The organism is Cohnella silvisoli, from assembly GCF_021190915.1.
Taxonomy (GTDB): Bacteria; Bacillota; Bacilli; order Paenibacillales; family Paenibacillaceae; genus Cohnella; species Cohnella silvisoli.
This window is the reverse complement of the sequence record NZ_JAIOAP010000005.1, coordinates 196,848-222,058: the sequence shown is the minus strand read 5'-3', so window position 1 is coordinate 222,058 and position 25,211 is coordinate 196,848. Positions and strand designations below refer to the sequence as shown.

The following is a 25,211-nucleotide window of genomic DNA, read 5'->3' as shown; positions in this document are numbered from 1 at the left end:
TTACCGCCCATGAAAGGAGTTGCCGATATTGCATAAATCGGAAAGAACGGGAAAGTGGTCGACGGAGTTGCCGCTCCACCTTATGGTGCTGCCGGCCGCGGTCCTGATCGCGATCTTCAGCTACGGCCCGATGGTCGGGCTGACGATCGCCTTTCAGGATTTTAATCCGTCGAAAGGGTTTTTCGGCTCGCCGTTCAACAATCTCGATAATTTTCGCTACGTGCTGCAGCTGCCCGATTTGCCGGGCATCCTGTTCAACACCGTCTACATTTCTATGCTGAAAATCGTGGCGGGCGGCATCGTGCCGATTCTGTTCGCCGTGCTGCTGAACGAAGTGCGGGTACGGTTCTTCAAGCGGACGGTTCAAACGCTCGTTTATTTGCCCCACTTCCTGTCCTGGGTGCTGCTTGGCGGCATCCTGATCGAAATCCTTTCTCCTTCCAGCGGGATCGTCAACGCCGTACTCGGTTTTTTCGGCATCGAACCGGTCTTTTTCCTCGGGGATTATCGGATTTTCCCTTACGTGCTCGTTGCGACGGACGTCTGGAAGGAATTCGGCTTCGGCACAATCGTTTATTTGGCGGCGCTGACCGCCGTCGATCCGCGCTTGTACGAAGCGTGCGTCATCGACGGGGGTAACCGCTGGAAGCAAACGATCCATGTGACGATCCCGGCGTTGTTTCCGGTCATTATTTTGCTGTTGACGCTGAGCCTCGGCAATATTCTAAACGCGGGATTCGATCAGGTGTTCAACCTGTACAGTCCGCTCGTTTACCGTTCGGGCGACGTTATCGACACCGCGGTGTACCGGATGGGCTTGCTCGACATGCAGTTCGGCGTGGCGACGGCGGTCGGCCTGTTCAAATCGGTTGTGTCGCTGGTATTTATTTCGCTGTCTTACTTTCTGGCCTACCGGTTGGCTGGCTATAGAATTTTTTGAGTGGGTGAACAGATGATGGTACAGAAAAGCTCGCCGGGGAGAATGCTGTTTCAGTTCGCAAACTATTCGCTGCTCGCGATTATTGCGGCGGTATGCTGCCTGCCGTTGATTCATATTGCGGCTATTTCCTTCAGCTCCAGCTCTGCGGCAACCGCCGGTCTGGTGAACGTATGGCCCGTCGATTTTACGACGATGGCTTATCAGTACACACTGTCGAAATCGGAATTTCTCACCTCGTTTCTCGTTGCGCTCGAAAGAATCGCGATCGGCGTGCCGCTGGCGATGCTGCTGACCGTGCTGGTCGCGTTCCCGCTGTCCAAGGAATCGAGGCATTTTCGTTTCCGCAGCGTTTACGTCTGGTATTTTGTCGTCACGATTTTGTTCAACGGCGGGCTGATTCCGTTTTATGTGTTGCTGAAGGAGCTGCACCTGCTGGATACGATCTGGGCGCTGACGCTTCCTGCCGCGGTGCCGGTGTTCAATGTCATTCTGCTGCTGAATTTTATGCGCGGATTGCCCCGGGAGCTGTCGGAAGCGGCCTATATCGACGGAGCTGGCCACTGGTCGACGCTATGGAAGGTGATCTTTCCGCTCTCCAAGCCGGTGTTGGCGACGGTGCTGCTGTTCACGTGCGTAACGCACTGGAATTCGTGGTTCGACGGCCTGATTCTCATGAACGACCCGCATAACTACCCGCTGCAAAGCTACCTGCAGACGGTCATTATCAACCAGGACCCGCGCTTCATGACGGTGTCTGAACTGAAGGTGTTGTCAGAGGTGTCCAACCGAACGGCGAAAGCGGCGCAAACGCTGGTGGCGGCATTGCCGATATTGCTTGTCTATCCGTTCCTGCAACGGTTTTTCATCAGCGGCATCGTGCTCGGCAGTGTAAAAGGGTAAAAGATTCGGGATTCGACGAGCAAGGAGTGCAAGCGCAATGGGCGAAAGATGGAAGGAATTGATGGATGGCGCGCAGGTGCCGGGATATATCGCGCCTTTATTCTGGCAGCATGGCGAAGACGGAGAACTGCTGCGCGAAGAAATCCGGCAAATGCGCGCGGCGGGCATCGACAGCTTCGTCGTCGAATCGCGTCCGCACCCGGATTATTTGGGCGACGGCTGGTGGCGCGATCTGGAAGTCATCCTAGCGGAGGCGCTAGAGTTGGATATGAAGGTATGGTTGTTCGACGATTGCCAGTTTCCGAGCGGGTTCGCAGGCGGATTCGCCCGCGACGCACATCCGGAATATTTGAAGACGTATTTGGCGGAAAGGCATATTGACGCGATTGGCCCGCTGAAGGGCAGTTCGTTTCTCGTCGATCTGTGGCTGGAAAAAGAGGAGAAGCTGCTGGGCGTCGTCGCCGCCAAACGCGCGGACGGCGCAGACGGCGCGGACGGTACAAACGGTGCAGACCGAATTGACGGTGCGACTTTGACGGATATCGGGCATCTCGTACACGACGGCGTGCTTCACTGGGACGTTCCCGAAGGCGCATGGCGGGTGTTCATTCTTGTTCGCACGCGCCTTGGCGGCGAGGCCTATACGAAGGACTATATCAATCCGATCGACGAACGGGCGGTCGGGATGTTTATCGATCGCATTTACGAAGCGCATTACCGCAAGTATGCGGAGCATTTCGGGCGAACGATCGCGGGATTTTTCACAGACGAGCCGCGCTTCGGCAACGTCGGTTCCTACGATGCGAGCCTCGGCCGCAAGCAGTTGGAGTTTCCTTACGGCGGAGAGCCCGCCAAGCCCGGCTATTCGCCGTACGTATTACCTTGGTCGGACACGCTGCCGGCGGAATTGGACAAGGCGTGGAACGGCAGCCAGGACGGGAGCGTAAGCGTCAGCGTCAGCGGAGGAAATGGAAACGAAAACGGACAGGAACAAGCGCAAGCACAGGGACTGAATGCCATTCGCCGGTGGCTGCCGCTGCTTTGGTATGAGGGCGGCGACCAGACCGCGGCGGTGCGGTTCACTTTTATGAATACGGTCAGCAAGCTGTTCGGACAAAACTACATGCGCCAAATCGGCGATTGGTGCCGGTCGCACGGCGTTAAGCTGATCGGACACGTGGTCGAGGACAACGGGGCACACGCGCGGCTCGGGTTCGGCAGCGGACACTTCTTCCGTTCGGTGAGCGGGATGGACTATTCCGGCGTCGACGTCGTCTACCATCTGTGGCCGGAATTTACGGAAGGGAAATTTCATTCGCCGTTCGGCTATCTCGACGCGGATTTCTTCTATTGGGGCTTAATCAAAATGGCCAGCTCCGCCGCGCACATTGACCCCGCGAAGCAGGGGACGACGATTTGCGAAGCGTTCGGCGCTTACGGCTGGCAAGAGGGACTTAAGCTGATGAAATGGATCACGGACCATATTTGCGTCCGGGGCGTGAATTTCATCGTGCCGCATGCGTTCTCGCCGAAATACCCGGATCCCGATTGCCCGCCTCACTTCTATGCACGGGGAGAAAATCCGCAGTGGCGGTTTTTCACGGAATGGTCCCGTTACGCCAACCGGGTCTGCCATCTGCTCTCCGGCGGGCGTCATGTCGCATCAGCGGCGGTCGTCTATCATGCCGAAGCGGAATGGGCTGGCGGCTATCAGCCGTTCGAAAAGGTCGTCAAAGAACTGGCACTGCGCCAAATCGACTGCGATGTCGTTCCGATCGACACGATTGTCGCGCAAGCTGCGGTCACGGCTGTACGCGACGGCCAACTGGTCATCCACGAAGAAAGCTACAAGATCATAATCGTTCCGTACGCGGAGTGTTTGCCCGAAGCTTTTATGACCGCATTGCTTGAACTGACGAGGCACGGAGCGACGGTTCTGTTCTCGGACGGTTTGCCAAGCCGAAGTGTGGAAAATAGCGCAGGATTGCCGGAGTTGCTCGGGGAGCTGGCGCGGAGAACCGCCGTCTGCGCATTGGATGGGTTGTCCGATTGGTTGGGGCTGCACGGCTTACGCGACATAGAAGTCGGCAAACGCGAACCTTCGCTGCGGTATTGCCATTACGTCCGCGAAGGAGAGGAGCTTTATTTCTTCGTCAATGAGAGCCGTTCGAAGGTTGTTCATACCCCGGTCACGATGAAGCATGGCCGCGTCAAGCCGGTCGCCTACGACGCGCTACGCCACGAAGCGTACGAAATCGATTGTGTTAGCGATGGAGAGACGACGACGGTCGATCTATGGCTGGAGCCGTATGAATCCATCTTCCTCGTCTATTCAACCGCCGGAAATGCGTTCGTTAACGAAGCGCTGCAGCAAGCACATTTCTCCGCGCGTCAATCCGGTCAACAGCTTGCTGAGCTGCTGGGACAATGGACGGTCAGTCTGGCCGATGCGGAGAACTATCCGCAATTCCGTCCGGCAGCGCAGCTGGATGCGTTGACGAATCTGGCGAGTCCCGCGCTGTTTCCGTCGTTCTCCGGAACGATCAGCTATGAAACGAAATTCGAGGTGCGGGCGGAAGAGGTGGAGCTGTACGCAACGCTCGACCTGAATGAAGCTTACGAAATTACCGAGGCATGGCTGAACGACCAGCCGCTCGGTATCCGGATTTGCCCGCCGTACCGGTACGACATCGGCGGTAGAGTCACGGCAGGCGTGAACCGCTTGCGTATCGAAGTGACCAATACGCTGGTCAAGCGGCAGCCGTCCGCCTTCGATCGGGCGATGGCTCAGGAGCCTTCGGGATTGATCGGACCCGTCGTTATCACCAATGGATGGAGGAAACCAGGATGACCACGAGCTTTAAGCCTCAGGTTGCCGTTTATTATTTTCCCAATTATCATCTCGATCCGATCAATGAGCGGACTCACGGGAAAGGCTGGACCGAATGGGAGCTGGTGAAGCGCGCCACACCCCGATTCCCGGGACACGAGCAGCCGAAAGAACCTTTGTGGGGCTACCTGGACGAGTCGAAGCCGGAAACGGCTGAACGTCAAATCGCAGCAGCGGCTGACCACGGCATCGACGCTTTTATATATGACTGGTACTGGTACGACAATCAGCCGTTTTTGCACCGCGCGTTGGAAGAGGGCTATTTACATGCCGAAAACCGCGAGCGGCTGAAGTTTGCGCTGATGTGGGCGAACCACGACTGGCTGAATATTTTTCCGTACAAGCGGGGGATGAACCATACGGTGCTCTCGAGCGGACTTGTGTCCGATGAGGCGTTCGAAGCGGCAACCGATTACGTGATCGCCAACTATTTTAGCCAACCGTCCTATTGGCGTGTGAACGGCGGCTTGTACTTTTCCTTCTATGAATTAATGAGTCTTATTCAAAGCTTTGGCACGATGGATGCGACTAAACGCGCGCTCGACCGCTTCCGTACAAAAGTACGGGCCGCCGGATTAGGCGAACTGCACGTGAACGCGGTCGTATGGGGAATTCAGAACTTGCCGGGCGAGAAAAAGCTGGAGCGGCCGGACGAGATGGCGCGAGCGCTCGGGGTGGACAGCGTCACCTCCTACGTGTGGATTCACAACGTGCCGCTGGAGGAGTTTCCAACCGTTGATTACGCCAAAGTCGCCAAACAGGCCGAACAGGACTGGACCAAGTTCAAGCACGAATTTTCGGTGCCCTATTTCCCCAACGTCTCGATGGGATGGGACCCGAGTCCGCGCACGGTGCAGTCGGATATTTACGATGCGCTCGGGTATCCTTTTACGCCGATTATTACTGGAAATACGCCGGAAAGTTTTGAAGAAGCGATGAATGCGGTGAAAAAGTTTCTGGCCGGGTCGGACGAAGGCGTTCCGCAGATCGTAACTGTTAATTCCTGGAACGAATGGACCGAGGGCAGCTATATCGAACCGGACACGGTGCACGGCACCGCTTATCTAGAAGCGATTCGCCGCGTCTTCGGCGATACGTCGAACGTGTGAGTTGTTCCTAGGGCGACCGGTTGGCAAGGCTTACGGGTCGCAGCTCCATATTGGGTGCCGGGAGACATGTGCAGGATTACATTGTCTGCAGTGTTCCAAGCAGTCAAATCATAATATGAAAACCATCGGCTGCCTTCAGTAACAAACCTGAAGGAGCCGATTGTTATTTCAATGAGAAATGACTGAACATTCGAGGACTCGGTTAAGAGTGTAAGTTCATGTCCTTTAAAGATGCATGTTCTTGTCCTCCAACAGTTCCATCGGCGGGTCGAATTAGGGTGGAACCACGAGCTGAACGCACTCGTCAAGGGACTACGATTGAACAGGTTGCTGAGTCCATCAGTCCAAGCTTAAAGAAAAACGCGGTAGCCGGCAAAATCAATGGAAAACCCGTTGATCTAAACAGGCCAATCGAAGAGGATAGCCATATCGGGATCATTACGCTCGACAGCCAGATTGACTGACTGTATCTGTCAGGTTATTCGGATATAATGGAGACAAAGCGGTGAAGCAAGGAGGGATTCGATTTGGAATGGAATTATTACGATTCGTTCATTACGGTAGCGGGGGATTGTCCTGCCGAGAGAGGAATGATTCCTCCGGAGAAGAAAAACGGCAGAACGAAGCCGCGCATCGAGTATGAAATGCTCTTCAACCATCCGTACACTTATACGCAAGAGGAGCTTCTCTATCAAACCTATGTCCAGCACAAGGAGATTTCCGAAGAGGAGCTTTCGGCACGGGGAGATCAAATTCGCGAGGCTTTTTTCCAGAAGCCTATGCCTTGCTTGCGGGCATCGATGCTGCCGAAGAAATACGGCTGGGGCCTGCATTTCGATACGGAGGGGAGAATCGCCCTCGTTGCTCGGGAGTCCGCGGAATATGACGATTTTACAAATGGGAATGGCGGGGATTTGAGAATATTAGCCGCAATGCGGAATAGTCGATAGAAGAGAAAACAAATAACAAAAGCCGGACCCATGGGGATTCCGGCTTTTCGCATTGTAGTAATCGTTGCGCCCCTTGCGCCCCTAAGCCTGCTTCACAGAGCTAGAGTTGTCCGAACCCATTACGTTTGCAGCGACCCAATCGGCAGGAATATCCGAAGCTTTGTCGTGGGGGTTTTTAATAGTAATCCGAGAGTAGTCCTCTTCCTCTGTAGGGAGGGGATGAATTTCGGTTAGGCAAAGCCTAACTGTATTTGTCTATTTGCCTGAATCCGACATCAGAATCGATCGCTTATCATATTTTCTAAAGTTGGAATGGAGGATGTTTTTGTAGTATAATAGGAATATACGTTCCCATTATGGCGGTGAACCTTTGTGCAAATAACCTTTCAGTTTCGCCTCTATCCGACCCCCGAACAGGAACAACAAATGAATCGAACGCTGGATTTGTGCCGGAAGCTTTACAATCAGGCCAAGGAACAACGTGAGACCGCCTACAACCAAGAAGGTAAAACCATCACTTATGCCATGCAGCAGAACGACTTGCCTGCCTTAAAGAAGGAATTTCCAGCCTACAAGGAAGTCCATTCGCAAGTGCTGCAGGATTGCCTACAACGTTTGGACGATGCCTATCAGCGTTTCTTCCGCGGTGAAGCAGGGTACCCCCACTACAAGTCGGCAGACCGATACGTCTCCTTTACCTACCCGCAGCCCGGTGCGGTACAAAAGACATTTGCCAAAGAGGGAACCGTCTATCTCCCAAAAATCGGCGTTGTCAAAATGAATGTCCACCGTCCCTTCGACCGGGTGAGCGTGACGCAAATCAATGTGAAACGATATGGGGAACGGTGGATGATCAACATCAGCGTGAAAGTGCCGAATACGGAAGTCATGCAAGCGGTGGAATCCGCCGTCGGCATTGACGTAGGGCTGAGCTCGTTTGCGGCGCTGTCCGATGAAACAAAGGTGGACAACCCGCGGTATTTGCGCAAAGCGGAGAAGCGGCTGAGGCGCGCTCAGCGGCGGCTTTCCCGCAAACAACGAAATTCCCGCAACCGGCAGAAGGCCAAACGAAAGGTCGCCAAAACCCACCAAAAAGTCGCGCGGCAGCGCAAAGACTTTCTGCATAAACAATCGTACCGCATCGTTCAGGGCCATGATCTGATCGCGGTGGAACAGTTGAAAGTTAGGAACATGGTACGCAACCGCCGCCTGGCCAAAAGCATCTCGGATGCCGGATGGAGAAAGTTTATCACCTACCTGTCCTATAAAGCCGAAAGACATGGAAAGCGATTCGTTCAAGTGCCTGCCCACGGTACATCGCAGACCTGTCTATGTGGCGCGGACGTTCCGAAAACGTTGGCAGTTAGGGTTCATGAATGTAAAAGATGCGGGCTTATTCAAGACAGAGACGTTGTTTCGGCCAAGATTATCTTGCAGCGCGCCTTGAAAATATCAGCTTGATGGGCCGAACACCGTAGGGAGGGTTTGCCCCGAACGGGATGCGAGCAGCATCGAACGCTTGTGGAGATCATGTAAGACCTTTCTCCCGGGAAAGGCAGAGATCGTCGAAACAAGAAGCCCCCGCCTCAGTAGGCGGTGGGAGCATTCACTTGGATATTTTTCAAGCCGCGTGACACGTTGATGCATAGGGTCAAGAAAATGCAATAAAGGGTAAACTCAAAAGCGGAGTGGACAAGCAATACCGTCGTGCTTGGATCGTCTATTCTAGAGATGTATTTGCTAAGAACGTTTGTAATGAAGAAGAAGATAATCAACGGTGCAGCTAGCCAGCGAATGATACGGCCCTGCTTTTCAACGCCGATTGCCTCTCGAGAGTAATGCGTTCCAATCCAATTGTAGGTCGAGGGTATACCATAAAAGTTGTAGAACGGCACCATCATGCAAGCAAGCGACGAGCCTGGCGAACGGGGGTAGTTGGGGAACACGGCAATTAAATCCATATGTATTCGGTAGATCCATATTAAATAAATAACGAGGATAATGTAATAAAGAACGACCGAGCTTAAATTTACAAACCCGTTCAAGGAGTATGCATGTTCGATGAAGAAGTCAATGTCAATGGCATAGATAATCGTGCTTAATAGTTCTAACGCTGACAACACGACTAAAGCCCAGAGCAATAAGGACAGAACATTGGACATCAATTCCGATTTAAGTTTCATTCGCTGTATTCTCCTCATCCAGATGGTTTAACGTTCTTAGAAAATCCAGCGCTTCCTCCATGGTTTCCACCGGTACGACTTGAAGGCTCAGATGCAGTTCTTGCGCGACCAGTTCGGCTTCCTCCTCGTTGCTGAGCCCTTCATAGTAGAAATGTTCTTTATCTTTAGGTACGAAAAAATAATCCGCCCCAAACTTCTCCGCTGTCCGAAGCTTATCCCGTATCCCCCCGACGGAGCCAACCGTATGGTCTGCTTCCATCGTTCCCGTCCCGGAGATGACATACCGGCCATTCCCGGAGAAATCCAAGTGTTGTTCCTCTTCGACCAAGCCGATGCCAAGCATTAGCCCGAGCGAATCGCCGTAATAGTTGGACGTTTCTTCGACAAGGGTGTCTAATCTTTGCTCTAATTCATCATCCGATACCTGATCATCCATCTGCTCGCCCGCAGAACTTACCGCATTTCTAATGGTTTCATTTCGAGCCTGTTCGCCGATTTCTTCAACGTTGGAAAATTCGTCTTTGGCTGAAGCGTCGGCTGGAACGAATTGCGCATCCGGCATCGCTCGCCGCAGGGACCACCGTTCATACAAATTTCGAGTGTATCCTTCGCGTACATAGCAGAAGCTCACGCTGCCATTCACGCCGATTTCTTGAACGGAGACAATTTCTCCGGGGGCCGTGAAGCGATAATATTGCGGGAGAAAACAATAAGTTGCTACGCTGATCGGAAGGAGCAGGAGCACGGATACGATAAGGATATCCGGGCGGATTCGCAGTTTAGTCAACTTTTGCGCCAATGTCATCAAGTCCAATCTTGGTAAATGTTACTTTCCTAAGGAAAATTCGACAACAATTTCATGAATCCCTTTGATTTTCGACAAATTTTACACAATATGTTCCTATCGATGATTCTGAGTTAAATATTACCTATTAGTGTTATGCCTAAGTGCAATTAACTTAGGAGGAATTCCCGTGATCGGTAAGGACAGATTCAAGGGATGGTCGCTCGGACCTCGTACGATCCAGAACCAATTTTTGCTAACGTTTATGTCAGTCGTTCTCGTCATCACGATTACTCTAACCTGGGTGAGCTATGCATTTTCCAGACAGTTGATCGCGGACGGCATTGAGGAGAAACTGAAAAGCCAGGCGCATCAATACGTGAATGAAATCGAGAACAAACTCATTTCGACCGTCCTTACTCCGCAGACTCTGGCCCCGGTAGCGGAGGCCAATGGTACTTTGGGCGGGCAAGTCTCATACGAGGATCCGTATTTGGATCAGACGACAGGGACGGCGATGGTCAAAGTGAAGGTTCCCTATTTTGACGAAAATGCAACTTTAATAGGCGTAACGACAGCGGACATCCCGCTAGATAACATACAGCAACTTGTCGGGAGCATTACGGTAGGGAGGAATGGCTCGGCCATCATGATCGATAAGACCGGTCTAATCCTGTCCAGCAAAGATTATGCCAAGATGATGACGGAGAAGCTCACCGATGACCCGAATAAATCGCTAGCCGACTTAGCCCGGCAGATGCTGGCATCTCCTGCGCCCGAAGAGGCCGCCGACGGAGAGAGTGCAACGAGCGAAAGCGTGCCAAGCGAAAACGCGATGAGCGAAAATGTACCAAGCGAGAGCGCGGCAGCGAGTTCCGATGATGGAGCAGGTTCGGAGGCCACGGATGATACGGAGGGCGACCTGGCGGGTCTCGGCCTTGAGCTGGACTTGAGTTCCGATGACGGCACGGTTCAGGAGAGCCCGGCCTCCGCAGCCGAACCGAGTGGTTCAGCCAACGATCAGCTAGTGGATGAGCTCGATGCGAATGTGACTGCGCCTATTCAGAATATCGAGGGCATGGGAACTTATGAGAATTTAGGGCGCACTATACGGGTCTATTATGTCACGGTTCCGGATACGGGCTGGCTGCTTGCCCTTACCATCCCGGAAAGCGAGCTATATGGACCTTTATTCAAGCTCTTCGAGCCTATGATCTCTATCATCATTGTTTCCTGCGTAATCGTTGCTTTGTTCGCGCATTTGTATAGCCGTTATATTCTGAAAAATATTCGGGACATCGATCGTCTGGCCATCGCCATGTCGGAAGGCGATTTCACGAAACGTACCCAGATGCGGTCTGGTAACGAGCTTCAAAGGCTTGGAGATAGATTTAACCAGACGTTGGACGGGTTGTGCGATACGATGGACAGCATAGCCGCCGCCTCACACGAAATGTCGGCTCACGCCGATCAGATGAAGAGCGGGACGGAGGAAACGACGCGCGCGGCCGAGGAAATCGCCAACTCTATTCAGAACGTCTCCGAAGGAGCGGAACGGGAGGCGGGAATCGTACTAGGCTTCAAGGACGCAGCCCAGGATGTTCTCAGTCGAGTCAAACAAATTAATGCCGGCACGGAGCGGATGTCGGAACTGGCTATGAAAGCGAAAGCGGCGTCCGAGGGCGGCAACCAATCACTGACGCAGGTTATTCAGCAGATGGATACGATCCATTATTCGGTGCAAACATCCTCCGAATATGTCCTTAAGTTGAAACAGAGCTCAAATGCCATCGATGAGATTGTAGCCTTCATTACTTCCGTTGCATCGCAAACGAGCCTCTTGGCGCTCAACGCGGCGATCGAGGCAGCTAGGGCGGGAGAGGCGGGCAAGGGGTTCTCGGTTGTATCCATGGAAATTCGCAAGCTTGCTGACCAATCCTCCCGTGCAGCCGGAGAAATTAGCGGGCTGCTCTCGGAAATTCAAGGCTCCATCGCTCATGCGGCGCTTAGCATGGATGAAGGAACGGATGCCGCTAGCGCCGGGATCGAGCTTGCCCGTGAAGCGGAGCAGTCTTTCGGCGGCATCGGGAGCAGTATCGAGAAGGTCACGCTGCAAGCTGCCGATGTGTACGATTCCATCCGGCAAATTGTCGCGAGCACGGACAGCATGGCCGCATCGGTGCAGGATTTGCTGAGGATTGCGGCCAAGAACGCGAACGATACGGGCAACATCGCCGCAGCGGCCGAGGAGCAGAATGCTGCCATGCAGCAAGTTGCTGCATCTGCCGCTTATCTCGCAAGCTTGTCCCGCGAATTGAAAGAGAAAGTTCAGCCTTTTAAGAAGACAACAGCTAAGAAATAGTCAGGTGAATGCAAAAACCCACCCTCATGGCCGCGAAGCCGATAGGTGGGTTTGTTTTTACCATCCGAAGTCCAGTGTCTTGCCCGTTTCCGAATATGTTTTGATGTTGCTTAGGATCATAGGCCAGCTTTCGGAGGTGTTGGAGAACGAAGGGTGGTTGTCCGTCCACTGGTCGTTGACCAAGGTTAACTTAGTCGTGTTGCCGACGGTCTCAAGCGTTATCGTGATGCGGCTCTCGAGCTCAGCGTGGTTCGGATTATAAGAAGGTCCCGGGTGCTCCGTGCAACTGAACACTTTGTTCGGTTCGAAGACAAGCACCTTGCCGTAGACATGAACCGTTTCATCGCCGTCGCTGCCCGGTCCGACATACTTATATGGACTGCCCGGTTCGAAAGTGGAGTCGATGATGCAACCGAAGAAATTGGCCTTGGTTCCCTCCGGCGAGACGAAAGAATTCCATACGACTTCGGCGGAAGCCCCGATATAAAATACGAATTTTAGTTCCATGATTAAATCCCCTTTCGCGTGCAATTAGATGACGTAGTTCACTCCGGTTACTATCTTTTATGGTAGAATAACACGAGAGAATAGTATTGTAAAAACGCGACAGACCGGAGTACGGAAGGAGCCGGATGGATGGATCCCAAAGCCGATCATTCAACAAAAGGAATATTGCAAGCGGATGCGGGTAAGCAGAAATTCAGTCTCTTGCGGTACGAGCCAGCGGAAAAGCTCCGAGTGTACATTCAGCATTATTGGGTGGTCGAGTGGGATTTAAGGGGTCAAGAGCCTTATCGTCAGGTCGTGCTTTCCCATCCTAACGTCAATCTGGTTTTCGAGCCCGGCCGTACCCGGTTGTACGGAATCTGGGAGAAGACCTCCGAGCAACTGCTTCAAGGCCAAGGCAGCGTGTTCGCCGTTAAATTCAATCCCGGCGGATTTTATCCTTTCTGGAAGCAGCCCGTCTCGAAATTAACCGGCTCATCAATGGCATTAACGGAAGTGTTCGGTGAAAGCGCGCGGATACTTGAGGAAGATATTCTTGCTACGAAAAACGTTGCTCATCTAGTCGAACGGATTGATCGTTTTTTCATCTCGCATCTTCCGGAACAAGACGATAACGTCGCGCTTCTGAATGAGATGGTAGCCGTTCTCATAGCGGAGAAGGACATTCTCAAGGTTGAACATTTGGCTAGTCGTTTCGGCATGAGCATGCGAACATTACAGCGGCTCTTCAGTAAATACGTTGGCGTAAACCCGAAGGGTGTCATTCAACGATATCGGCTTCATGAGGTCGCCGAGAAGATCGAAAACGGGGAAGCCATAGACTGGGTAAAACTAGCTACGGATATGGGATACTACGATCAAGCCCATTTCATTAAGGATTTCAAAGCCATCCTGGGCAAGTCGCCCGATGAGTATATAAGATCAATCGACCATTCCAGAGAAGCATGAGACAGATTACGGCGTTTTGGCTAAAAATAGGTGAAAAACCACGGATTACATGATATAGTGTTGGATATATCTAGAAATGAAAGCGGAGGAAATGCAAATGAGCATGAGCGTTGGAGGCAGTCGTGGAGAAGGCGTTATCACCCAGTCAGTTCAATCGGGTGTGCAGAGAGCTGAACAAGTCGTTCAAGAAATGATCAACGATGTGAAGAACGATCCAGCGAAAACATTGCGTGAATTGCAGCAGCCGTCCGGATTGAGTACGTTCTTGGATATCCGCATTTAATTTAATCGCCAAGTCATCTGCATGACGCGGCTTTATAGGCTGAACGAGGTAGCAATGCGACCACGTTCAGCCTTATTGGGTTTGCATATAACTTTCGTTTCTAAGATAGCAATTGGCTGAGCTCGTCGGTCAATTGCTGAACCTCCTCCGGTCTGCCGTGCAACTGAACGGGAGTGTTCTGGAAGAGCTTGATTCGCCAATTACCCGCTTGCTTCACCGCCATAATGGTCTGATGCGCGTGTACATTGGGGTTAAGCTCCGATTGCCCGCGCGGCACCATACCTGCGACGGCACGAAGATAAGCGATATCGGGGCCCAATAATCGAATCACCCGAACTTTGTTCACGTAGGCGGCAGTAGGGTGATCGGCAAATATAGGCGCAAGATGCGCGGAAATTTCCGACTGTCCTCCGATAAAAGTTCCATCATATCCGATGAGCTCGCCATCCTCTGCGAACAGCTTAGCCATGTCGTCCGCATTGCGGTTGTTCCATCCTTGTAACAATTGTTGATACAGCGTATAGATTTCCTTTTCCTCGGCAGAGTATGTGTTATTCGATTGGTTAGCCATTTTCCCGTGCGCTCCCCTTCCGTAATTGAATGATATATTCCGTTACTTTCGTGTCCTCCGCTTGCGGATAGTCGCAGCCTAGGCCGTCTGCGACTGCTTTCCCAACCGTTCTGACTAACTCGCCGGTCTCGAGGAGCGCATTCCAGTTGTGCTCCGGATCGCCGCCTACATACGTTTTGGCAAACGCGGTCCAAACGTCCCCCGGCAAAAACCTTTCAAGCCATCTGCCAGCTTTCCCCGTGTTAATATTCCATCCGTTATTCATCCCGATGTACCAGGACAGCAACGTCACTACGGCATCCCTGACGACGACATCCAGCATGTACTTGGCATAAGGAAGCTCGCCTCTCCATAGCCCCTTGGCGACATTCGTCGAACACCACCAAATTTCGTTTAACGCCTCGTCATATTGCTCTTTGCTCGGTTTATTAGTGACATAGGAGCGATCGCTTGCAGGCTCTATTATACCCATTAGGTTTTCTTTGTCCAAGAGCACCTTCGTCAGGCTATCTGCAGGTTCTATGATTTGCTCTGTTTTTCGAATTGAGAGATCGACCCGTACGCCATCCGTAAAAAGCATCAAGAAGATAGGCCAATCCTCGGCATCCTCCTGAATGGTGTTATGCTGCATAATGATGAGCTCGCCGAACTTTGAAATCCACTCCTGATTCTCGACAAAAGAGTTTGTATCCATCACGCCGAAAATGACATCATAATCGCACAAAATATCTTTGCTTACTTTAGGGTTTACGCGCGAGCCATTTAGGAGAACGACCTTAACCCGAGCATCAAGTTCGGCATAGCGCAGCAATTGTGATATAACTTCTTTTTCGCTTCTCATTTTGATCACCTGATTAATGTATTAGACATAAGTCGTTTACTTCCCTGCTGCTGTACGGATTTTGATGGCCGCAACCGATATAAGAGGTAGAGAGAGAAGGAGTGTGAAGGAAGAGATGACTGGACCTGAAATTCCGCAAATTAAAGGTGAGGAAATGATCTTCCTTGCCGGAGAAACGATTTTTCACGAGGGAGATACCGGAAGGCAAATGTACGTCTTGCTGGAGGGAACGGTGGTAGTAAACGTCGTGTCGGACGGTACCCGCATTCCCGTGGGTAAATTCGCCCAAGGCGATTTCTTCGGAGAGATGTCTCTGCTCGAAGGACTTCCGAGAAGCGGTACGGCGGTCGCGTCGGAAAGAAGCCGCCTGCTGGCGCTCGACGAGGCGGCATTTCGCGAGCTAGTCGCCGGGGACAGTTCCTTCGCTTGGCGAATCATGAAAGCATTGTCGTTGCGAATCCGCAACAATAATAGGGAGCTCATTCAGCGAATCGGCAGCGATCTCCAAGAGGTCTCGGCGCAATTAGGAGACCACGCGCGCGGAATTCATCAAAGTATTGAAGAAATCGCCGTTTCCGCGGGGGAAATCGAAATGAACGAGAAGCGTCTCGCTGAGCAAGTCAAAGACGTGGAGCTCCTATCCGGGCAAATCGTATCCACGCTGACTTTCCTTCAGCAGGTCGCTCGGCAAACCCAAATTCTTGGGCTGAATGCCGGAATTGAAGCGGCCAGAAGCGGGGAATTCGGACGCGGATTCTTGATCATAGCCGAGGAAATACGCAAGCTTTCGGTGTTATCCAAAGACAACGCGGAGAAAATCGCCGTGCTCACGGAACAGATCGGCACGAAGATCGGCAGCGTCGCGGCAGCCTCGGAGGATAGTGCCCGCAGAAGCAACGAACAAGCATCAGCCACGCTTCTGATGGTCGCATCCACCGGCGAAGTCACGCAGTTAGCTCAGCGGCTCGGAGAGCTGTCGGAATCGTTGAAAGCATAAGTGTTATGGACATCTGCTTATCTAGGTTTAATATGTTTTTTCTTCTTATGTACCATTATCCCGCAGCGTCAGAAAAGCAGGAAAAAATCGGCACCTCATTTCCGTGCCATTTCGGAGAAATCGTACCATTATCCCCTCGCCTCAGAAGTGAGTTGCAATCAGCGGATTTCCCGGAAACAAAACTCGTCTAAATAAGCCTGCAAATGTTTGGCGCCGATGCCTTGAAACGTATCGTTCAGCCACGCGGTCACATGCCGCTTGATTGGGTTCAAAGCAGGGTGAAGTTTGCCGCCAAAAACGGTCATGACCTTTCCAACCGTATGATTGTTTACGACAAGGTTCCGGGTTTGTATTCAGAAGCATGAACGAGGGTTTTCCTCCCCCCTTATCGGATGGGATAATGGTACGTTTTTGCGGAAAGGAGGTAGGGGAGGCTGCGGTGGTCCTATTTTCCTCCTGATGCGAAGGGATAAAGGTACGTTTTCGCTAACAGCAGCAGGCAAGAACAGGGATGTCGGATCGGTCGACCCCGAGAGTTACTAGGGGTTCAGGAGTCGATTGCTTCATTATGGATATCCGCTAAAAGTAAGAAACCGGAGGCAAAGCCTCCGGTTTCTTACTTCATAATCAGGACAGGAATGCGCGCATGCTGAAGGACGTTGTGGCTTACGCTTCCGACCATAAATTCCCGAATCGCGCCTAACCCTCTGCTCCCCATAATGATCAAATCGCAATCGCTGTTATCGCTGTAATCGACGATAGCTTCGGCCGGAGACCCCGCGAGCACGACAACATTCGTATGAGGGAGCTCCCCTAATCTCTGTTTGATTTTATCCAAAAGCTCGTTGCCTTGTTTCTTAACTTGCTCCTGATAACCTTCCGGCTGGACAAAAGTGATGTCCGCGACAACCAACGGCTGAAGATTGATGACATGCGCGACCGTGAGCTGAGTAGCGGGATCGGCTTTTACGAATTGAATGGCTTTGTCTAACGCTTTGGCGGATGTGTTGGAGCCATCGTAAGGGACTAGAATGTGCTTGAATATCATGTCTAAACCTCCATTTGCCAGTATGATCTTATTTAACCACATCCAGCAGCGAATATAAACTTGCTATAGCTTCAGAAATTTCGAATTGTTGCCGGCGATCCTGGTAGTCGTCTTGGGAACGACAGGCGTTTATATCTTTCGGGCACTCAGATTATAGTGATTTCCAAAACAAGGTTCCCGGAATCCATAATCAAATTGTGATATGATACGGAGGATTGCTTGTGTATCCTCGTAGCAAAGTGAGTTGATTCTTCATGCATTTACTATCCGTTGAAAATATATCGAAAAGCTATAGCGACAAAATCCTATTCGAAGACGTTACGTTCGGCATCGAAACAGGCGATAAGATCGGAATTATCGGCGTTAACGGAACGGGGAAGTCGACTCTGCTGAAGGTTGTGGCCGGGCTGGAGCCCGCCGATTCCGGCAAAGTGTCGATCGGCCGTTCGGTTGTCCTTCGAATGTTGGCGCAAGATCCGGCATTCGCGCCGGAGGAAACGGCGTTGGAGCATGTACTCGGCGGCGACTCCCCGCAATTGAAGGCGGTACGCGACTATGCCGAGATCATGCAGGCATTGGCGGTGAATCCGGACGATTCCAAGCTGCAGGAGCGTTTGATCGCGGCGAATCAGAGAATGGACGAGCTAGAGGCTTGGCAATTGGAGAGCGAGGCTAAGACCGCGCTTACGAAGCTGGGTATATTGAATTACGACGAAAAAGTGGCGACTTTCTCAGGCGGACAAAGGAAGCGGGTAGCGATGGCTGCGGCGCTTCTTCAGCCATCCGACGTGCTCATTCTCGATGAGCCTACGAATCACATCGATAACGATTCGGTCGCATGGCTCGAAGGCATGCTTCAGAAACGTAAGGGCGCGCTGCTTATGATTACTCATGATCGGTATTTTTTGGATCGGGTCAGCAATCGTGTTATTGAGCTCGACCAAGGCCGCGCCCATTTCTATGAAGCGAACTATAGCCGGTTTCTGGAGCTTAAGCTTGAGAGGGAAGAGCGGGAAATCGCATCGGAGGCGAAACGCCAGAACCTGTTGCGCAACGAGCTCGCTTGGATACGCCGCGGCGCCCAAGCTCGTTCGACGAAGCAGAAGGCGCGGATCGACCGATTTGAAGCGCTTAAGGAGCAAGGACCAAAGGCTAGCGGCGGCAAGATGGACGTCTCGATAGCTTCTTCAAGGCTAGGGAAGAAAATCATCGAAATCGACAAGCTCATGAAACGGTTCGGCGAACGGACGCTTATTAAGGATTTAAGTTATATTGCCGTCCCGGAAGACCGCGTGGGCATCGTTGGGCGCAACGGCAGCGGAAAGTCTACGCTGCTCAAGCTGATAGCAGGGAAGTTCTCACCCGATGGAGGCAGCGTCGAACTCGGAACGACCGTTAAACTAGGTTGGTTCAGCCAAGAGCACGAAGAGATGGACGAATCCCTTCGCGTTATGGAGTATATCCGGGAAGGCGCCGACCAAGTGAAGACGGCGGACGGTTCAACGATTTCCGCCGGGCAGATGCTGGAGCGGTTCCTTTTCTCGCCCTCCATGCAATGGAGCGTCATCTCCAAGCTTTCCGGAGGAGAGAAACGCCGGCTGCAGTTGCTTCGCGTGCTAATGAACGCGCCTAACGTTCTGCTCCTGGATGAGCCAACCAATGATCTGGATATCGCCACGTTGACGGTATTGGAAGATTATTTGGACGATTTTCCTGGCGTTGTGCTTATCGTTTCCCATGACCGTTATTTTCTCGATCGCACGGTGGACCGGATACTATCCTTTGAAGGCGAAGGCGTCGTTACGCACCACACGGGCAATTACTCGGACTACCAAGCTTACGCGGAACGGCAAGAGGCATTGAAACAAGCCCCCGCCAAGTTAGCCGCTCCTTCTAAGCCGGAGAGCAGAGAGCGCCCGCTTAAGATGTCGTACAAAGATCAGAAAGACTACGAACAGATAGACGGGTGGATCGCCGAGACGGAAGAAGGGATTAAATCCATCGTGCAGCAGATGGAGCTTTCGAGCAGCGATTCCGCGCGTTTGCAGCAACTGGCGGAGGAGCAACAGGGGCTCGAAGCCAAGCTGGATCAATTGCTTGAGCGCTGGACCGAGCTTAACGAGTTGGCGGAGCAGATTGCGGCTAATAAGAAAGGGTAATTCGATTGTTGATTCCCGACTAGTTCTCCAATGAAACTCCTACGCCCAGCCGCTCCGCCTCGCGCCAATAGTGGGCGGCAAGGGTCATGTCGAATGCGGCCATCCCCATCGGGTTGAAAAATACAGGCTCGCCCGGCGGAAGCTTCGATAAGGCGTTGTCGCAGATGACGTTTCGCAGGGTGAACGTCTGTTGCTCTTGCAGTCCGCATTGCCGATGGAGCTGCTCGATGTCGGTATTTTCGCGGCACACCTCGTTCCAATCGTCCACGACGATCCCCTTAACCTCTTGAACGCTAGACGGAAAATAGTCGCGCAACGATACATTCAGCAATAAAGTTCCCGGCGACGGGGGCGAATCGATATAACGCTGCGTCGCCGCCGTGCAGGTGATGAACACGTTGCTGCGACCGTAAACCTCCTGCCAGGAGGAGCAGAAGATTGTTTTGTTCCGTAAGGGTTCGGCGACCGTCAAAGGGTCAACGCCTTTAATATCGAAGATTCGCACGGACTCTAGGAAATCTCCGAAAACCTCGCCGACCATCTCCAGATGCCGCCGCCCGATCGGCCCCCAACCGATGATTCCAAGATGCAGAGGCTTCCCGCGCTCGAATTCCCTATACTTGTGCAACATCACTCCGCTGACAGCGGCAGTACGCAACGTATTTAACCATTGGCTCTGGAAAAAAGCGACAGGAGCACCGGTTGAAGGATCGTTCAGGATAACGGTGCAATGAGCGCGAGGGAGACCCTGTTCGTGCATAACGTTACCCGGAAAGCTGGATATCCATTTGATACCGCAAATGTCCACCTCGCCTCCGACGAAGGCGGGCATGGCGATAATCCGGTTGCCCGGATGACGAAATCGTAAGTAAGGCTTAAGAGGTTGGACGATCTCCTCGGTATGCATAAGCCGAGCCGTCGACTCCATGAGGGAAATAAGAGTTGTCCAATCGACGCCGATTTCGCGGATATGCCCGTCGTTTAAGTAAATCATCCAGTCGCACACCTTTCGTTAAGCATCGTGAGCGCCGATTACATGCTGTCGCACCCATTCCTCGTTGTACACGGTATCCAAATAACGGTCTCCACGGTCGGGCAAGATCGCGGCGCATATTGCTCCCGCGGGAATTTCCCCTTGCATCGCCCGAATGGCAGCAATAACGCCTCCGGATGAAGCCCCGGCCAGAATCGCCTCCGTACGGACAAGATCGCGGCAGCCGTCGATACATTCTTTTTCCGATACGTAGACAACCTGATCGATCAACTCTTGGCGACTAATCGGAGGGGTAAGGGCCGCGCCGAGCCCGGGAAATTGCCGAAATCCCTTCACTCCGCCGAAAATAACGCTGCCAACCGCATCCACCGCAATGATCTTCGTTGCTAGATTGCTCTCTTTCAGCTTTTCCGAGCAGCCTCGTATGGTTCCGCAAGAGCTGACGCCGCAAAATAAATAGTCTACTTGAGGCAGCGCCCCGAGAATCTCTGGCATCGTGGTATGATAGTGCGCCAAGTAATTGTTCGGATTGCCGTATTGGTTCGTCCAATAACAGTTGCCGATGTGCTGCTTCAATTGTTTGACGCGTTCTATACGTGCAGGCAAATAATCGCCGCTGACCGGATCCGGCTGCGACACCATTTCGATCTCCCCGCCAAGGCTGCGGATTAACTTCAGGTGCGTATCTGTCGTGCGCGGGTCGACGACGCATACGAAGCGTAAACCTAAATACAGGCATAGCTGCGCCAAGCTGATAGCCATATTACCGGAACTGGATTCGATGACGGTCGTATCCGGACGGATGTCTCCCATTCGAATGGCCTCCCGGATGATAAACAGAGCGGGACGATCCTTGGCGCTGCCTCCCGGATTCGCCATTTCCAGCTTACCGTACACCTGAAACGGCGCATGTTGGAAAAGCCGCCGCAAAGGAACGAGAGGAGTACGGCCGATCGTCTGGAATAAGCCGTCCATGACGTCCATGACCACCAGCAATTCCTCCCTCAGTCGTAGAAAATCTTTTTGTGCTTCAGCGCCGCGCTGTCGAATGCAACATCCGAAGGGATGACCCGCAGAGCATCCAGCATCCCGCCGCGAATCATTATGCCGATTTCCGGAATCCGGTCCAATAGCTCCAACTCAATCTGCTCATAGATGCCAGGGTCCTTGATATCGCTGTCGATATGGACGCTAAGTTTGTTGGCGCGAACGTGAATCCGGACGAGGGCTTCTTTCAGATGGCGGTAGACGACGTCTTCGATATCGTAGACGCTGATTTTCTCCCCGTGCTTAAGCTCCGAACCCAGACGTCTGACGACGGCCTTAAAGCTCATCCTCCATTCGCCAGCGACGAGAATCGGACGCAGATCCCGCACGATATCGTAAGTTACGTACCGCAGCGCCGGGAACAGGTCCCGGACCAGAGAGGTGAGCACAAGCACGGATTCGCCCTCGCCTAAAGGATCGATGCCGCTGAACAAAGCTTCCGCCGATACCCCCTCGGCTTCTATCCCTTCGGCAAACAAGTATCGTTCATGCTCGTGTGAGTAATAGGCAATCGTACCGATTTCGATGGAACCGTAGGTGTCCGTAATGTCGGCAGCAGGAATTCGCAATCGCTCCGCAACGCTATGGAGCCAAGCGGGAGAAGCAATCTCTCCTACGAGGATGATCTGGCGAATTCCATAGTCCGAAAGGTCATCTGCGGACGCGGATAATAGATGATCGAGAATCGAAGGCATCGTATAGAGGACTTGCGGGCGGAAGGATCTTAGCTTGTCGAGATGCTGCTCAATCGGTTGTTGAAAGGGGATGGAATCGGCATGGATGCCAATGCGGGTGAACACCTCGACAGCCGTATTTGCGGCATGGCCTGTACCCATGTCGGATATCGCCGCGCATGGATCCGAAGGCCGAAGAAATCGTTGAAAAAGATCGGCTTTGATGTCCAAATAGTTTTGTTCGTCTTCGGCGGAATAATAGATGGTTTTGCGGCGCAGCGAGCTTGTACCGGAAGTTCGGTAAGCGGTGACGTTATCCTGACGGCCAAAGGGCTGTTCTTGATTATAATAGTGCTGCTCCAATAGCTCGGAGGTGAATAAGGGCAGCTCGCGTATCGACTGTATGGCTTCCTTGTCAACGCCATTATCTCTAAGAAGCTGCTCATACCACGGGAATACCTCAAGAACCTGATCCATTTTTCTTTTCAGCTGCGCTTCATCCAAGCTTATACCCTCCGCTCTCGCAATGAGACGATACTCAAGTATATGTTAGGGATTTTCGCGCGTTCTTCAATTGCCGACGGGCGGCAGCCCCTTCCCACCTGCGGCTATTTCCATACAGTAACGGGAAGGGTCATGCCGAAAAGGGAAGAAAGGCGATGGTGAAGCAACATGAACAAGCAGACCGCGGTATCCAGCAAGTGGATTAAAACTCGGGTGATGGAGGGCTCTGCCTTTCTGGCAGCTCATATTCCAACAACCAGGCTGCTTAATCGACGAACTCTATCCGAGTTATTGAATCGATACGGCATGGTTTACGTCAAACCGGTGAAGGGTTCCCTCGGAGTTGGCGTAATGCGAATTGATCAATCGACGGGCAGTTGGGTTATACAATCAGGCATGAACCGAACCTCATTCTCGACATTCGAGAAAGCCTACCAGGGGCTTCGTAAACGCATAAACGGAAAAGCGTATTTGGTCCAGAGGGGCATTCATATGCTGAGATACAAAATGAAACCCTTAGATTTCCGTGTCATGGTTCAGAAGGGGAACCGGGTCGGATGGGAGGTGACGGGAATCGCTGCTCGTGTAGCCCATCCTGGCAAGGCGGTCACGAACGGCAGTCAAGGCGGGAGCATCTATGCGGCGAAAATGCTGTTGCGACGAACTTCGGGTAATGCACAAGCCGCTAAATTATCTCGATTATTCAAACGACTAGGTTTGTCAACGGCGAAGCGGCTCGGGGCAACCTATCCGGGAATGAGAGAGCTTGGGCTTGATATTGCCGTGGACGGTGAACATCGGGCTTGGATTCTTGAAGTCAACACTAAGCCCGATCCATGTCCGTTCACCAAATTGGACGATCCCGCCATGCTGCGGAAAATTGTCCGTTATGCGAAAGGCTATGGCCGTTCTTACAACTTAAGGTGCGGTAAAGCGAAGAGCGGGGGGATAATCACACATGAAATCTCACTTTTCTCCAGAAACCACAGAGCATCTGTAACGTATTACAGATCATATTTGGATATAAGGAGGAAAACGTAATGTTGAACTGTCCGGTTTGTGAAGGTTCCCGGATGAGGGAAGTGGAGAAAGACGGCATTCTTATCGACATCTGCCCAACCTGCAAGGGGGTGTGGCTGGATCGGGGAGAATTGGACAAGCTGATGCAGGACGTGCGGGAAGTTCGACAGGATTATAACGAGTGGTATTACGGCGATTCGCCGAGGCAGGAAGCTCCGAGAGGTTCACAGCCGCAGCAGCAACCGTATAACCCGCCACCACAACAGCCCTATAACCCGCAGCAACAACAGCCGTATTACGGAGATAAGCAGGATTCCTATAAGCATGATTCTCATAAGCATTCCCAATACCCGCACAAGAAAAAGAAAAAGAGCGTAATGGACGTTTTCGGAGATTTGTTCGACTAATTTCGCGGGGTCAAGTAAATTCCGCATGGTTTAACAAGATGCCTTGGCTAATTGCCGGGCATTTTTTTTATTTATCCATTGACATTGATAATGAGAACCATTATCATTCAATTCGTAGCAGATAAATGAGAATCATTTTCAATGATGAAGGATGGATGAAACGATGTCACGGTTAAGTACAAATCAGTTGTCCCTAGCCTATGGAAGCCGGCAAATTGTGCAGGAGCTGAATTTGCGCGTTCCGGACGGTCTGATTACGGCGCTGGTAGGTGCTAACGGATCAGGCAAATCGACCATCCTGAAGTCGATGGCTCGTATTCTCTTGCCGGTGCAAGGCGGCGTCTATTTGGACGGCAAGCTCATACACCGCCAACCAACGAAGGAAGTGGCTAAGCAATTAGCCATTCTTCCGCAAAACCCTTCCGCGCCGGAAGGACTTACGGTAAGGGAACTCGTGTCGTTCGGCCGATACCCCCATCAGAAGGGATTCGGTAATCTGAACGGGGAAGACAACCGTATGATTGAATGGGCTCTGCAAGCGACCGGAATGTCGGCGTTTAGCGATAGGCCCGTCGATCAATTGTCCGGAGGTCAGCGTCAACGGGCTTGGATCGCGATGGCTTTGGCGCAAGGCACGGAAGTGCTTCTGCTCGATGAGCCGACGACTTTCTTGGATATGGCGCATCAGATGGAAGTGATGACCTTGCTCGAGAAGCTCAACCGCGATCAGCAACGTACGATCATTATGGTCGTGCATGATTTAAACCACGCGTCAAGGTACGCTCAGCATCTTGTTGCTCTTAAGGACGGAACGGTTCTGTATGAAGGGGAGCCGACAGTTGTCATGACTTCTCGGATGTTGCGCGAGGTTTTTAATATCGACGCCGACGTCATTCCGGATCCGCGCACAGGCGCGCCTCTATGTTTGCCTTATGGGCTCGCGGAGGATCATCAGGAAACGGCAACCGATACGCTTGTGCTGGGCGGAAACTTCTCACAGGAGCATCACGGCAATAACAGAGTCAAAGCAATGGCCTAAGCATGCATAAATAAAATACTTACTGAAACCACTTATTCGAGGGGGATATTTGCT

At 52.3% G+C, this 25,211-nt stretch carries 24 protein-coding genes and 1 pseudogene; 15 read left to right on the top strand and 10 right to left on the bottom strand.

The window, feature by feature from the left end; genetic code table 11:
* Positions 1 to 28: 28 nt before the first annotated feature.
* From K7P76_RS12000 to K7P76_RS11970, 7 genes and pseudogenes are all read left to right on the top strand, one after another.
* A complete protein-coding gene (locus tag K7P76_RS12000; RefSeq protein ID WP_373692379.1) occupies positions 29 to 940 on the top strand; it encodes an ABC transporter permease in 912 nt (303 codons plus the stop codon).
* Between the two features lie 15 nt (positions 941 to 955).
* On the top strand, positions 956 to 1,840 hold the full coding sequence (locus K7P76_RS11995; protein ID WP_232185683.1) for a carbohydrate ABC transporter permease: 885 nt from the start codon (positions 956 to 958) through the stop codon (positions 1,838 to 1,840).
* A gap of 37 nt (positions 1,841 to 1,877) precedes the next feature.
* Complete coding sequence (locus K7P76_RS11990) at positions 1,878 to 4,691, top strand: glycosylhydrolase-like jelly roll fold domain-containing protein (protein WP_232185532.1); 2,814 nt, start codon at positions 1,878 to 1,880, stop codon at positions 4,689 to 4,691.
* A complete protein-coding gene (locus K7P76_RS11985; protein ID WP_232185531.1) occupies positions 4,688 to 5,839 on the top strand; it encodes a glycosyltransferase WbsX family protein in 1,152 nt (383 codons plus the stop codon). The genes K7P76_RS11990 and K7P76_RS11985 overlap by 4 nt, the downstream gene beginning before the upstream one ends.
* A 272-nt stretch (positions 5,840 to 6,111) precedes the next feature.
* A pseudogene (locus tag K7P76_RS11980) lies at positions 6,112 to 6,294 on the top strand (TGS domain-containing protein); the annotation flags it as partial.
* 72 nt (positions 6,295 to 6,366) lie between these two features.
* A complete protein-coding gene (locus K7P76_RS11975) occupies positions 6,367 to 6,789 on the top strand; it encodes a DUF6157 family protein (RefSeq protein ID WP_232185530.1) in 423 nt (140 codons plus the stop codon).
* A gap of 372 nt (positions 6,790 to 7,161) precedes the next feature.
* Complete coding sequence (locus K7P76_RS11970) at positions 7,162 to 8,250, top strand: RNA-guided endonuclease InsQ/TnpB family protein (protein WP_309244755.1); 1,089 nt, start codon at positions 7,162 to 7,164, stop codon at positions 8,248 to 8,250.
* 125 nt (positions 8,251 to 8,375) lie between these two features.
* Here the strand turns inward: K7P76_RS11970 and K7P76_RS11965 are convergent, their stop codons facing one another.
* Together K7P76_RS11965 and K7P76_RS11960 are read right to left on the bottom strand one after the other, a co-directional pair.
* Positions 8,376 to 8,972, bottom strand: a complete 597-nt coding sequence (locus K7P76_RS11965; protein ID WP_232185528.1) for a hypothetical protein — start codon at positions 8,970 to 8,972, stop codon at positions 8,376 to 8,378.
* Positions 8,962 to 9,777: a hypothetical protein gene (locus K7P76_RS11960; RefSeq protein ID WP_232185527.1), complete on the bottom strand. Its 816-nt coding sequence runs from the start codon at positions 9,775 to 9,777 to the stop codon at positions 8,962 to 8,964. The genes K7P76_RS11965 and K7P76_RS11960 overlap by 11 nt, the downstream gene beginning before the upstream one ends.
* 169 nt (positions 9,778 to 9,946) lie before the next feature.
* Here K7P76_RS11960 and K7P76_RS11955 point away from each other — a divergent pair, with 169 nt between their 5' ends.
* Positions 9,947 to 12,118: a methyl-accepting chemotaxis protein gene (locus K7P76_RS11955; protein ID WP_232185526.1), complete on the top strand. Its 2,172-nt coding sequence runs from the start codon at positions 9,947 to 9,949 to the stop codon at positions 12,116 to 12,118.
* A gap of 57 nt (positions 12,119 to 12,175) precedes the next feature.
* Here the strand turns inward: K7P76_RS11955 and K7P76_RS11950 are convergent, their stop codons facing one another.
* Positions 12,176 to 12,625: an SRPBCC family protein gene (locus tag K7P76_RS11950; RefSeq protein ID WP_232185525.1), complete on the bottom strand. Its 450-nt coding sequence runs from the start codon at positions 12,623 to 12,625 to the stop codon at positions 12,176 to 12,178.
* Positions 12,626 to 12,754: 129 nt separating this feature from the next.
* Here K7P76_RS11950 and K7P76_RS11945 point away from each other — a divergent pair, with 129 nt between their 5' ends.
* Positions 12,755 to 13,573 carry a DUF6597 domain-containing transcriptional factor gene (locus K7P76_RS11945; protein WP_232185524.1) on the top strand — a complete coding sequence of 273 codons (819 nt, stop codon included), beginning with the start codon at positions 12,755 to 12,757 and terminating at the stop codon, positions 13,571 to 13,573.
* Between the two features lie 97 nt (positions 13,574 to 13,670).
* Complete coding sequence (locus K7P76_RS11940; RefSeq protein ID WP_232185523.1) at positions 13,671 to 13,856, top strand: hypothetical protein; 186 nt, start codon at positions 13,671 to 13,673, stop codon at positions 13,854 to 13,856.
* Positions 13,857 to 13,956: 100 nt separating this feature from the next.
* Here K7P76_RS11940 and K7P76_RS11935 read toward each other — a convergent pair whose 3' ends face one another.
* Together K7P76_RS11935 and K7P76_RS11930 are read right to left on the bottom strand one after the other, a co-directional pair.
* Entirely contained in the window at positions 13,957 to 14,427 is a 471-nt protein-coding gene (locus K7P76_RS11935; RefSeq protein WP_232185522.1) for an SgcJ/EcaC family oxidoreductase, read from the bottom strand.
* Positions 14,420 to 15,268 carry an aminoglycoside 6-adenylyltransferase gene (locus K7P76_RS11930; RefSeq protein WP_232185521.1) on the bottom strand — a complete coding sequence of 283 codons (849 nt, stop codon included), beginning with the start codon at positions 15,266 to 15,268 and terminating at the stop codon, positions 14,420 to 14,422. Before K7P76_RS11930 ends, K7P76_RS11935 begins: the two co-directional genes overlap by 8 nt.
* A 115-nt stretch (positions 15,269 to 15,383) precedes the next feature.
* Here K7P76_RS11930 and K7P76_RS33360 point away from each other — a divergent pair, with 115 nt between their 5' ends.
* Positions 15,384 to 16,265, top strand: a complete 882-nt coding sequence (locus tag K7P76_RS33360; RefSeq protein ID WP_304518401.1) for a cyclic nucleotide-binding domain-containing protein — start codon at positions 15,384 to 15,386, stop codon at positions 16,263 to 16,265.
* A gap of 158 nt (positions 16,266 to 16,423) precedes the next feature.
* Here the strand turns inward: K7P76_RS33360 and K7P76_RS11915 are convergent, their stop codons facing one another.
* Positions 16,424 to 16,570, bottom strand: coding sequence for a hypothetical protein (locus K7P76_RS11915; RefSeq protein ID WP_232185520.1), 147 nt, complete (start codon positions 16,568 to 16,570; stop codon positions 16,424 to 16,426).
* A gap of 311 nt (positions 16,571 to 16,881) precedes the next feature.
* Complete coding sequence (locus tag K7P76_RS11910; protein WP_232185519.1) at positions 16,882 to 17,313, bottom strand: universal stress protein; 432 nt, start codon at positions 17,311 to 17,313, stop codon at positions 16,882 to 16,884.
* Positions 17,314 to 17,567: 254 nt separating this feature from the next.
* On the opposite strand from K7P76_RS11910, the gene K7P76_RS11905 reads away from it, so the two are divergent.
* A complete protein-coding gene (locus K7P76_RS11905; RefSeq protein WP_232185518.1) occupies positions 17,568 to 19,472 on the top strand; it encodes an ABC-F family ATP-binding cassette domain-containing protein in 1,905 nt (634 codons plus the stop codon).
* Positions 19,473 to 19,491: 19 nt separating this feature from the next.
* On the opposite strand, the gene K7P76_RS11900 is transcribed toward K7P76_RS11905, so the two are convergent.
* Genes K7P76_RS11900 through K7P76_RS11890 form a run of 3 tightly spaced genes read right to left on the bottom strand, consistent with a single transcriptional unit; the run spans position 19,492 to position 22,691 of the window.
* A complete protein-coding gene (locus K7P76_RS11900; RefSeq protein ID WP_232185517.1) occupies positions 19,492 to 20,466 on the bottom strand; it encodes a 2,3-diaminopropionate biosynthesis protein SbnB in 975 nt (324 codons plus the stop codon).
* Positions 20,467 to 20,484: 18 nt separating this feature from the next.
* Positions 20,485 to 21,450, bottom strand: a complete 966-nt coding sequence (gene sbnA, locus K7P76_RS11895) for a 2,3-diaminopropionate biosynthesis protein SbnA (RefSeq protein WP_232185681.1) — start codon at positions 21,448 to 21,450, stop codon at positions 20,485 to 20,487.
* Positions 21,451 to 21,470: 20 nt separating this feature from the next.
* A complete protein-coding gene (locus tag K7P76_RS11890) occupies positions 21,471 to 22,691 on the bottom strand; it encodes a phenylacetate--CoA ligase family protein (protein ID WP_232185516.1) in 1,221 nt (406 codons plus the stop codon).
* A gap of 168 nt (positions 22,692 to 22,859) precedes the next feature.
* Here K7P76_RS11890 and K7P76_RS11885 point away from each other — a divergent pair, with 168 nt between their 5' ends.
* The 3 genes from K7P76_RS11885 to K7P76_RS11875 all read left to right on the top strand — a co-directional run bounded on the left by K7P76_RS11885 (position 22,860) and on the right by K7P76_RS11875 (position 25,157).
* Positions 22,860 to 23,732, top strand: coding sequence for a YheC/YheD family protein (locus tag K7P76_RS11885; protein ID WP_232185515.1), 873 nt, complete (start codon positions 22,860 to 22,862; stop codon positions 23,730 to 23,732).
* Positions 23,732 to 24,118 carry a TFIIB-type zinc ribbon-containing protein gene (locus tag K7P76_RS11880; RefSeq protein WP_309244754.1) on the top strand — a complete coding sequence of 129 codons (387 nt, stop codon included), beginning with the start codon at positions 23,732 to 23,734 and terminating at the stop codon, positions 24,116 to 24,118. The genes K7P76_RS11885 and K7P76_RS11880 overlap by 1 nt, the downstream gene beginning before the upstream one ends.
* 163 nt (positions 24,119 to 24,281) lie before the next feature.
* Positions 24,282 to 25,157, top strand: a complete 876-nt coding sequence (locus tag K7P76_RS11875; protein WP_232185514.1) for an ABC transporter ATP-binding protein — start codon at positions 24,282 to 24,284, stop codon at positions 25,155 to 25,157.
* The last annotated feature ends 54 nt before the right edge of the window (positions 25,158 to 25,211 follow it).